Annotated in this window: 9 protein-coding genes; 3 read left to right on the top strand and 6 right to left on the bottom strand. The window is 76.3% G+C overall.

Annotation, left to right across the window (positions count from 1 at the left end; genetic code table 11):
* The 3 genes from ABD994_RS30525 to ABD994_RS30535 form a co-directional block, all read right to left on the bottom strand.
* Positions 1–891 (bottom strand): DUF4350 domain-containing protein (locus ABD994_RS30525; protein ID WP_345425240.1); only part of this gene is annotated, 891 nt, incomplete at its 3' end.
* Positions 892–983: 92 nt separating this feature from the next.
* The gene (locus tag ABD994_RS30530; protein WP_345425243.1) at positions 984–1,619 is read right to left on the bottom strand and encodes a DUF4129 domain-containing protein; all 636 of its coding nucleotides are present in this window, start codon (positions 1,617–1,619) and stop codon (positions 984–986) included.
* A gap of 2 nt (positions 1,620–1,621) precedes the next feature.
* Positions 1,622–2,932 (bottom strand): DUF7847 domain-containing protein, encoded by a 1,311-nt coding sequence (locus ABD994_RS30535; RefSeq protein ID WP_345425246.1) that lies wholly within the window; start codon positions 2,930–2,932, stop codon positions 1,622–1,624.
* Positions 2,933–3,059: 127 nt separating this feature from the next.
* Between ABD994_RS30535 and ABD994_RS30540 the strand changes: the two genes are divergently transcribed.
* Positions 3,060–3,650: a putative glycolipid-binding domain-containing protein gene (locus ABD994_RS30540; RefSeq protein ID WP_345425249.1), complete on the top strand. Its 591-nt coding sequence runs from the start codon at positions 3,060–3,062 to the stop codon at positions 3,648–3,650.
* A 22-nt stretch (positions 3,651–3,672) separates the two neighbouring features.
* Positions 3,673–4,335, top strand: coding sequence for a TVP38/TMEM64 family protein (locus tag ABD994_RS30545; RefSeq protein ID WP_345425252.1), 663 nt, complete (start codon positions 3,673–3,675; stop codon positions 4,333–4,335).
* Here the strand turns inward: ABD994_RS30545 and ABD994_RS30550 are convergent, their stop codons facing one another.
* The 3 genes from ABD994_RS30550 to ABD994_RS30560 all read right to left on the bottom strand — a co-directional run bounded on the left by ABD994_RS30550 (position 4,336) and on the right by ABD994_RS30560 (position 6,860).
* Positions 4,336–4,644, bottom strand: a complete 309-nt coding sequence (locus ABD994_RS30550; protein ID WP_345425255.1) for a hypothetical protein — start codon at positions 4,642–4,644, stop codon at positions 4,336–4,338.
* Positions 4,645–4,722: 78 nt separating this feature from the next.
* Positions 4,723–6,255, bottom strand: coding sequence for an FAD-dependent oxidoreductase (locus ABD994_RS30555; protein WP_345425258.1), 1,533 nt, complete (start codon positions 6,253–6,255; stop codon positions 4,723–4,725).
* A gap of 11 nt (positions 6,256–6,266) precedes the next feature.
* Positions 6,267–6,860 carry a TetR/AcrR family transcriptional regulator gene (locus ABD994_RS30560; protein WP_345425261.1) on the bottom strand — a complete coding sequence of 198 codons (594 nt, stop codon included), beginning with the start codon at positions 6,858–6,860 and terminating at the stop codon, positions 6,267–6,269.
* 780 nt (positions 6,861–7,640) lie between these two features.
* Here ABD994_RS30560 and ABD994_RS30565 point away from each other — a divergent pair.
* Positions 7,641–9,107, top strand: a complete 1,467-nt coding sequence (locus ABD994_RS30565) for an NAD-dependent succinate-semialdehyde dehydrogenase (RefSeq protein WP_345425264.1) — start codon at positions 7,641–7,643, stop codon at positions 9,105–9,107.
* Positions 9,108–9,287: the final 180 nt, after the last annotated feature.

The following is a 9,287-nucleotide window of genomic DNA, read 5'->3' on the forward strand; positions in this document are numbered from 1 at the left end:
GTCGCGCCCGGCGTCGGCGCGCAGGGCGGCGGCGGCCCGGTCGCGGGCGCCGGCGCGGCCGTAGAGCCGGGCCCGGCCCCGCACCGTCTCGCCGGCGGGGACCACGACGGGCAGGTCCTCGGCCACCACCGGCCCCAGCCGCCGGCCACGCCACAGCGCCACGGCCAGCCCGGCGACGAGCAGCTGCACCGGGCCCCAGATCCAGCCCGCGGGCAGCAGCTCGCTGAGCCCCCGCTGCGCGCCGGGCTCGGCGGGCGGCGGCACCGGGAGGTACCAGAGCAGGTCGCGGTGGGCACCGAGCAGGTCGAGGGTCAGGGCGGCGTTGCCGCGCTCGTCGAGGACGTCGTTGGTGAACGGGGCGGCGTCGCCGACGACGGTCACCGTCCGCCCGCGGACCGGCAGCGACACCAGCGACGCGGCGCCGTCGGGGCCGCCGGTCAGGTAGCAGCGCTGCGCCGCCGGGCCCGGGTCGACGACGTAGGCGGCGCCCGCGAGGTCGACCGGCCCGGCCCGCACCGCGGCGCGCAGCGCGCAGGCCGGGTCGACGGGCTCGGGCAGCTCCAGCGGCGCAGGGCGCACGCCGGGGGCCAGGGCGGCGAGGTTCTCCTCGTCCGGGCGCACGAGGACGAGGTCGGCCCCCGAGACGGCGAGGGCGGCGCGCTGGCGGGAGCTCATCCGCTCGGGTGCGGCGACCAGCACCGTGCGGCCCGGGCCAGCGGTGGCGGCGTCGAGGTCGGTGACGGGCGTGACCCGCACGCCCTGGCTCGCGAGGACCCGCGCGAGCGCCATCGACCCCTCGGGCGACGCGGCGTCGGGGCGCAGCGACCCGGTCTGCGTGGGTGTGGCGAGCACGGCGAGCAGCAGGGCCCCGAGCACGACGACCCCGACCACCAGCGCCGGACCCCGCCAGCGTCTCGGGCGCTGTCCCGCAGCGGCAGCGAACGGCCGGTTCGCTCCTTCTACGCGCCGGAAGTCCCCGTCGATCACCCGGCCGGCACCGCCCGGGTGGCCGCGACCTCGGCGTCCGCGGCCCGCAGCCGGGCGTCGGCGTCGGCGTCGGCGGCCCGGCCGCCGTAGACGGTCTCGTCGAAGATCCGGGCCGCGTCCTGCAGCGCGCCGGCCGCCGCGGGCAGCGCCCGCCCGCCCTCGCGGGCCGCGTCACCGGCCGTGCGGCCCCGGCGCGGCTCGAGGATCGTGCGCTCCTCCAGCGACCGGACGATCGCGCGCATGCGCTCGCGCACCGCGTCGTCGAAGCGCCCGGCCGCGGCGTGCTGGTCGGCGAGGCGGCGGTGCTCGGCCGCGCTGCGATCGGTGCCGCCGAGGACGACGCCGGGCGCGGCGGCGCTGCGGGCGAGCCGGCCGACGCGGCGGCGGACCACCACCGCGACGACCACCACCAGCACCACGAGCACCAGCAGCCCCCACCCGCCGCCGGGCGAGGCGTCCGACGCGGCGCGGAGCAGGTCGTCGAGCCGGCGGGCCAGCCACTGCAGCGCGGCCTGCACCGGGTCGGGCGCGGCCTCCCGGTACACCGCGCGGGCGAGCTCGTCACGGGCCAGGGCCCGCGCCGGGTCGGCACCCAGGTCGATCGGCAGCGGCGGCTCGGGGGGCACCGACACGGTCAGGAGCCGCCCGACGACGCCCGCTGCAGCTCGATGTCGAAGCCCTCGCGGCGCATGCGCTGGTCGACGTAGAGCAGGCCCGTGATGCCGGCCTGGAAGGGCTGGGTGACGGTCGAGGCGATGATCCCCACGATCGCGCCGATGACGAGCACCGCCGGCGAGGCGGTGGGCGACGCGCCCAGCCCGCCGCCGGCGCCGACCGAGGCCACCACGCCGACCAGGGCCAGCACGAAGGAGAAGGCGGCCGTCACGGCGAGGACGATGATCGTGCCGACGACCTGTGTGCCGAGCACCGGCCAGAAGCGCCCCCGCACGAGGAACCACGAGCGCCGCAGCGCCTCGCCGATCCCGACGCCCTCGAGCACGTACGCCGGCGTCGCGAGCGACAGCGAGACCCCGACCCACACCGCCACCACGACCGCCGCGATCACTCCGAGGGCGATGACCACGCCCCCGAGCGTGCCGTCGACGAGCAGCAGGAGCAGGCCCGGCACGGCCCCGACCAGCAGGATCCCGGCGACGATCAGCCCCACGAGCAGCGACAGCCCGATGACCCCGGGCACCCGCGGCCGGGCCGCGCGCCACACCTCGCCGGCGTCGACGGGGGCGCCGAGCACCGCGCGGCTGATGGTGACCATGAGGATGCCGGTCAGCACCCCGACCGCCACCAACGTCACGATCGCCGTGACGAGCTGCGTCACCGCCGAGCCGCCGACGACGGCGGTGAGCGTCGCGAGGTCGGGCGACGTGCCGGGCGGCGGCGTCGACGCCCCGAGCACGAGGGTGAGCACCAGCTGCACGAGCTGGGTGACCACGGCGACGACGGCCGAGGTCCCGAGCACGACCCGGGGGTGCGCGCGGATGTAGCCCATCGCGCCGTCGATCACCTCGCCGAGACCCAGCGGGCGCAGCGGCACGATGCCCGGGCGCGGCGCCCGTGGCGGCATCCCGAACGCGCCCGGCGGGGTGCCGGCCGGCGGGCCCCCGTAGCCCGGCCCGCCGTAGCCCGGGCCGGGACCGCCGTATCCCGGTGCGGGAGGCGGCGCCTGGGGCGGCGTCGGCGGCGGCGTCTGGGGCGGGCCCGCCCCGGGCCCGGGGTCCCAGGCGGGGACCTGCGTGGCCGCGGGCGTGCCGTGCGGTGGTGTGGGGTCGTCGGGGCCGGCCCCGGGGGACGTCCCCCCGGACGACGTCGCGGCGGACGAGGTGTCCGGCGACGACGCCGACGGTTCCGAGGACGGTTCCGAGGACGCCCCGGGAGTCGGCTCCGCGGGGGACGGCTCCCCGGTCTCCCCCGACGACGGACCACTCACCTCGGGCACGCTCCCCTCTGGCTCGGGTCTCCCCGGCCGACGACGCGGGCGATCGTGCCACGCGTGCGCGCCCGGCACGCGCGGATCACCGCGGATCACCGTGCGGGGCGTCTGCCACGATCCCCCCGTGGCCCTGCACTCCGCGCTGTGGCGGCGGCTCGACGTCCCCGACGGCCTGGCCCACGGCGCCCTCTCCGACTTCACCCCCGACGCGTCGCACCCCGACGGCGCCTACCTGCTCGACGGCGCGGCCGTCGTGCGCGACGGGGCCGGGTCGTGGTCGCTGCGGTACTCCGTGATCGCCGACCGCACCTGGCTGACGCGCACGGCGTTCGTCGAGGTCCTCTCCGACGACGGGCTCGAGCGCGTCACCCTGTCGGTGGACGCCCTCGGCGACTGGACGCTGGACGGCCGCCCGTGGCCGGAGCTGCGCGGCTGCACCGACGTCGACGTCTCGGCGACCCCGTTGACCAACCTGCTGCCGGTGCGCCGCCTGGGCCTGCCCGTCGGGGGCGAGGCGGCCGTCGACGTCGCCTGGCTCGACGTGCCGTCGCTGGCGCTGCACCGCGTGCGCCAGGTCTACCGGCGCGGCCCCGACGACGCCCGCGGCCTGGCGACCTACACCTACGCGGACCCGACGTACGGCGAGTTCGCGGTGACGGTCGACCCGGTGGGCCTCGTGGTGTCGTACCAGGGACTGTTCACGCGGGTGGCCTGAGCGGCCCACGTACCCTCGGCCGGTGACCGACCCGCCGCCCCCGAACGGCCGCACGGCCCGCGTGCGCTGGGCCGTGCTCGGGGTGGTGCTGGTCGCGCTGGTGGTCGTGGCGCTCACGGTGCCGCTGCCCGGCGCCGTGGAGGTGCGCGACCGGGTCGCGGCGCTCGGCCCGTGGGCGCCGGTGGCGTTCCTGCTGGTGCACGCCGTGGTCACCGTCGCGCCGTTCCCGCGCACGGCGTTCTCGATCTCGGCCGGCGTGCTGTTCGGGCCGTGGCTGGGGCTCGCGCTGTGCCTGGTGGCCTCGACGGTCTCGGCCGCGGCGGCGTTCACACTGGTCCGGCGCATCGGCGGGCGGGCCGTGCAGCGCCTCGGCCCGGGCCGGGTGCGGATGCTCGAGGCCCGGCTGAGCTCCCGCGGGTTCCTCACGGTGCTCTCCGCCCGGCTCGTGCCGGTGATCCCGTTCGCGCCGCTCAACTACACCCTCGGCGTGACCACCGTGCGCTGGCGCCACTACCTCGCCGGGACGGCACCCGGCCTCGTGCCGGGGACGGCGGCCGCGGTGCTGCTCGGCGACGCCGCGACCGGTGCGCTCTCGCCCACCGCGCTGGCCGTGCTGCTGGTCAGCGGCACGATCGGGCTGGTCGGGGTGCTGCTGTGCGCCCGCCCGACCGCCGACGAGATTTGATCAGCTCCCGGGCGACGGCGCGGGCTGGGCCGGCACCGGCTCCGGGTTCTCCACGCTCGTGGGCGGGCCCTCGGTGGGCCGCGGGCCCTCCGGCGGGGCGGGCGCCTCGGACGGCCGCACCGGCGCGACCGGATCCGGCGTGATGACCCCGGGCTGCGGGGGCGGCCCCGGCGGCGGGAAGCCGGTGTCCGAGTAGCCCTGCGGGGTGGCGGGCGAGCCCGGAGCCGGGTCGGCGGGGAAGGCGCAGGCGCTCAGGGCACCCAGGCTCACGCTCGCGGCGAGCAGCACGCCGGCCATCCGTCGGTTCACGCGCGGCACCGTATCGCGTCCTCCCCCGCCCCGCCGCTCACCCCACGTGCGTGATCTTTCGAGGTATACCTCGGAAGATCACGCACGAGGGCGGCGGGCGAGGATCCCCCGCGGCGGGATCGAGCGCATCGGTTCCGGGGCCGCGCCCTCCTCGCGCAGGACGTCGTTGGCCGCCGTGACGGCGGTGACGGCCGCCCGCTCCATGAGCGCCGACGGCACGTCGCACGCCACCCAGTCGCCGGCCAGGCGCAGGCCCCGGGCGTCGGTGAGCACGCCGGGGCGCACGAGGTGGTAGCCGGGGTCGAAGCCGGGCGCGTTGGTGTAGCGGTGGGCGTCGACGTCGACGACGCGCAGGTCGGCGGCCTCCGGCCACAGCGCCGCGAGCTCCTCGCGCATGGCCGCCACCAGCTCGTCGCGCGACGTCCCCGCCGGGCAGGCGTAGGAGTGCAGCTCCACCACCGACCGCGGGCCCGGGCCCGCCGCCGCCCAACGCGCCGACCCACCCTCGAGCCGGTGGAACAGCGTCACCGAGTCGAGGACGCGCTCGCGGGTGACGCCGGTGAACACCGCGCGGCCCGGGTCGACGTCGCCCTCGCAGAACAGCCGGGCCACGACGTAGGGCTCGCCGCCGGGCAGGCTCGCGATGCCGCGGGCGAGCCCCGGCGCGGTCGCCACGAGCTCGGGCGACGCGGCCACGAGGTCGCGCGTGGCGGGCACGTCGGTGGCCACGACGAGGTGGCGGGCGTGCCGTGCCGGCTCGCGCTCGACGTCGACGGCCCAGCCGCGGGCGCCGTCGGGGCGCAGCGCGACGGCCCGCGCGCCGGTCGTCACCGTCGCGCCGTGCTTCTCCAGCAGCCGCGTGAACGGCTCCCACAGCGCCGTGCGGTAGTCCTCGGTCGGGGCGTCCATGCCCAGGCCCTCGGGGTTGCCGGTGAAGTAGAAGTGGCACATCGCCAGGAACTCGGCCGCCGAGTACCGCTCCTCGACGTTGAAGAACGAGTGCGCGAAGACCTCGAAGAGCATCGCCCGTCCGCGGTCGGAGAACCCGAGGGAGTCCAGCAGCTCCGCGGCGCTGCGGTGGTCGTGCTCGGCGTAGGTCCGCACCGGGTCGTAGTGCAGCATCGCCAGCGCCTCGTCGGCGTTGACGTGCCGCAGCTCGGAGAGCTTGAAGCTCGGGCTGCGCAGCACCAGCGCGACGAGGTTGAGCAACGGGGTGCGGGGCAGGGCGGTGAAGTCCTCGGGCTCCCACCCCACCGACGGCCGGCTCGCGATCGGGTAGCCGCCGACGTCGCGCAGGAAGCCGAGGTCGGGGTCGATGCGGCGCAGCAGGTCGCGCAGCGTGTAGTACTGCCGGAAGAAGCCGTGGTAGCCGTGCTCGACCACCACCTCGCTGCCGTCGGCGAGCGTCCGGTCCCACGTGCCGAGGCGCCCGCCGAGGTGCGGCGCGGCCTCGAGCAGCTCGACCTGCACGCCACGCTCGGCGAGCACGAGCGCCGCGCTCACCCCCGCGATGCCGCCGCCGACGACGACCGCCGTGGCGTCGGGTCCCACCCGCTGCGGGAGGTCGGGTCGGGGAGCGACGTGGTGGCGGGGACGGAACAGACCGGGCACGGCCGCCGAGCCTAGGTCGCCGGCGGCCGATCGGCGCTGCGTGGCGCCACCACCGGGAGCAGCACCTCGTCGACGATCGCCGTGACCAGCGCGTCGTCGATGGGGTCGCCGCTGACGAGCAGCCGGTGCCACAGCACGGACTGCCCCAGCTCGCGCACCAGGTGGACGGGCACGTCGGGGCGGGCCTCCCCGCGGGCGACCGCCCGCCCGATCAGCTCCTCCATCTCCTGCTTGCGCCACCCGATCACGCCCTCGCGGAAGGCGACGGCGAGCTCCGGGTCCTCGGCCGTCGCGGAGATCACGGCCACGAGCACCGGGGCCAGCTCGCCGGTCATCGCGGCCGCCCAGCCGCGCAGCACGGCGAGCATGTCCCCCCGGTAGCCGCCGGTGTCGGCGTGCGGGATCGCGGCCGTGGCCGCGGCCAGCAGGGCGTCGCGCAGCAGCGCGGCCCGGTCCGGCCAGCGGCGGTAGAGCACCGGCTTGCTGGTCCGCGCCCGGGTGGCGACGGCCTCCATGGTCACCGCGGACACCCCGCGCTCGCGGACGAGGTCCAGGACCGCCGCCCGGATCGCGTCCTCGAGCTCGGCGCCGTGCCGTCGCGCCATCCCGGTCCTCCAAGACACGCTTGCGTTTCTCTGTCGGCCACCCCACGATCGGGGAAACGCCACCGTATCTCCAGACCCCAGGAGGACGTCGTGCCCGACATCCCGCCGGCCCGACCGGTGCTCCACCCCCTGCGCGAACGGTCGTCGGCGCGGCTGGTGCGCACCGAGCACCACCCGCACGGCCGGCGCCGGGTGCTCATCGACCACCGGCCCCTGGCCGGGGTCACGCCGGCGATGCTGCTCGACTGGTTCTCCCACCTCGGCGGCACGATGACCTACGGCGACGCGGTGCTGCCCCGCTACCTGGCGTGGCACCCGCTCGACCACATCACCTGGGCGCTTGCTCGCGAGGCGCCCGGTGGCGGGGCGGGCGAGGGTGCGCGGTTCCGCATCGTCGAGGCCTTCGGGCGGCGTCCGGAGTACCTCGTGGACGTCGTCGACCGCGTCGAGAAGCTCGACGAGACCGGTATCCGGCTCGTGCAGCGGGTCGCGGGCGTCGCCGTGGTGACGCTCGAGCACACCTGGTCGGCCGGCGTCGAGGGCACGCACTACGTCAGCGTGCTCGACCTCGGGACCCGCGCGGCCGCGCTCGCGCCGGTGAACCGGGTGCTGCGGCGACGGTTCCCCGACGCGATGGTCGACGCCTGGGCGACCCACAACATCGAGGAGGTCGGGCACCTCGAGGCGCTGCTCCCGTCGGCCGAGCCCGGTGCACGCGTAGCGACGCAGGTCCGGGGGCACTCCGGCCTGCGACGAGTCCGACGGAGCAGGAGGGGACCCATGGCCGAGAGCGACCGGGAACGCCGGGTGATCGATGAGGTCACGAAGGGGCTGATCATCGGCGGTTCGGTGCGCGACGCGACCGAGGGCAAGACCTTCGGCATCGAGGACCCGTCGACCGGCGAGATCCTCTGCGACGTCGCCGACGCCTCCCCCGAGGACGGCATGGCCGCCCTGGACGCCGCCGCGGCCGCGCAGGCCGACTGGGCCGCCACGGCTCCGCGTGAGCGCGGGGAGATCCTGCGCCGCGCGTTCGAGCTGGTCACCGAGCGGGCCGACGACATCGCCCTGCTCATGACCCTCGAGATGGGCAAGCCGCTCGCCGAGTCCAAGGCCGAGATCACCTACGCCGCCGAGTTCTTCCGCTGGTTCTCCGAGGAGGCCGTGCGGATCAGCGGCGAGTGGAAGGTCAACGCGACCGGGTCGGGCCGGGTGCTGGTGATGCGCCAGCCCATCGGGCCGTGCCTGCTGATCACGCCGTGGAACTTCCCGCTGGCCATGGGCACCCGCAAGATCGGCCCCGCGATCGCCGCCGGCTGCACGATGGTGATCAAGCCGGCGAGCCTCACGCCGCTGACCATCCTCAAGCTCGCCGACATCCTCGCCGAGGCCGGCCTGCCCGACGGCGTGCTCAACGTCGTCACCACGAAGTCCACCGGCAAGGTCATGGGCCCGCTGATCAGCGACGGCCGCATCCGCAAGCTGTCGTTCACCGGGTCCACCGAGGTCGGGCAGAAGCTGCTGCAGCAGTCCGCCGACCAGGTGCTCAAGACCTCGATGGAGCTCGGCGGCAACGCGCCGTTCGTCGTGTGCGCCGACGCCGACGTCGACGAGGCCGTGCAGGGCGCGATGCTCGCCAAGATGCGCAACATCGGCGAGGCCTGCACCGCGGCCAACCGGTTCTACGTCCACGCCGACGTCGCCGAGGAGTTCACCAAGAAGCTCACCGAGCGGATGGGTGACATGAAGATCGGTCGCGGCACCGAGGACGGCGTGGAGGTCGGCCCGCTGGTCGAGGCCGACCAGCGCGACAAGGTCGCCGAGCTCGTCGACGACGCCGTGCAGAAGGGCGCCACCGTCCGCACCGGCGGCGAGGTGCCCTCGGGCGCCGGCTACTTCTACCCGCCGACGGTGCTCGCCGACGTCCCCACCTCGGCCCGCCTGGCCAAGGAGGAGATCTTCGGGCCGGTCGCGCCGATCTTCACCTTCACCGAGGACGACGAGGCGATCCGCGCGGCCAACGACACCGAGTTCGGGCTGGTCAGCTACCTCTACACCAGGGACCTCGGCCGGGCGATCCGCCTGTCCGAGCGTCTCGAGGCGGGCATGGTCGGCCTCAACCAGGGCATGGTGTCGAACGCCGGTGCGCCCTTCGGCGGCTGGAAGCAGTCCGGGCTCGGCCGCGAGGGCGGCAGCGTCGGCATCGACGAGTACCTCGAGATCAAGTACGTGGCCATGAACGTGTAGGAGGCCGCCTCACCGGTCCCGGGCGTCGCCGCCGGGGAGATGCTCGGGACCGGTGGCCCCGGCCGCCGCCTCGCCGACGGCCGGGTGCGCGCTCCCGACGTGGGCCTCGAGCCGGATGCGCTCGCTGAGGTGCGGGTAGTGCAGCTCGAACGCCGGGCGCTCGGAGCGGATCCGCGGCAG

Origin of the sequence: Actinomycetospora chlora (assembly GCF_039542135.1) — a bacterium.
Lineage (GTDB): Bacteria > Actinomycetota > Actinomycetes > Mycobacteriales > Pseudonocardiaceae > Actinomycetospora > Actinomycetospora chlora.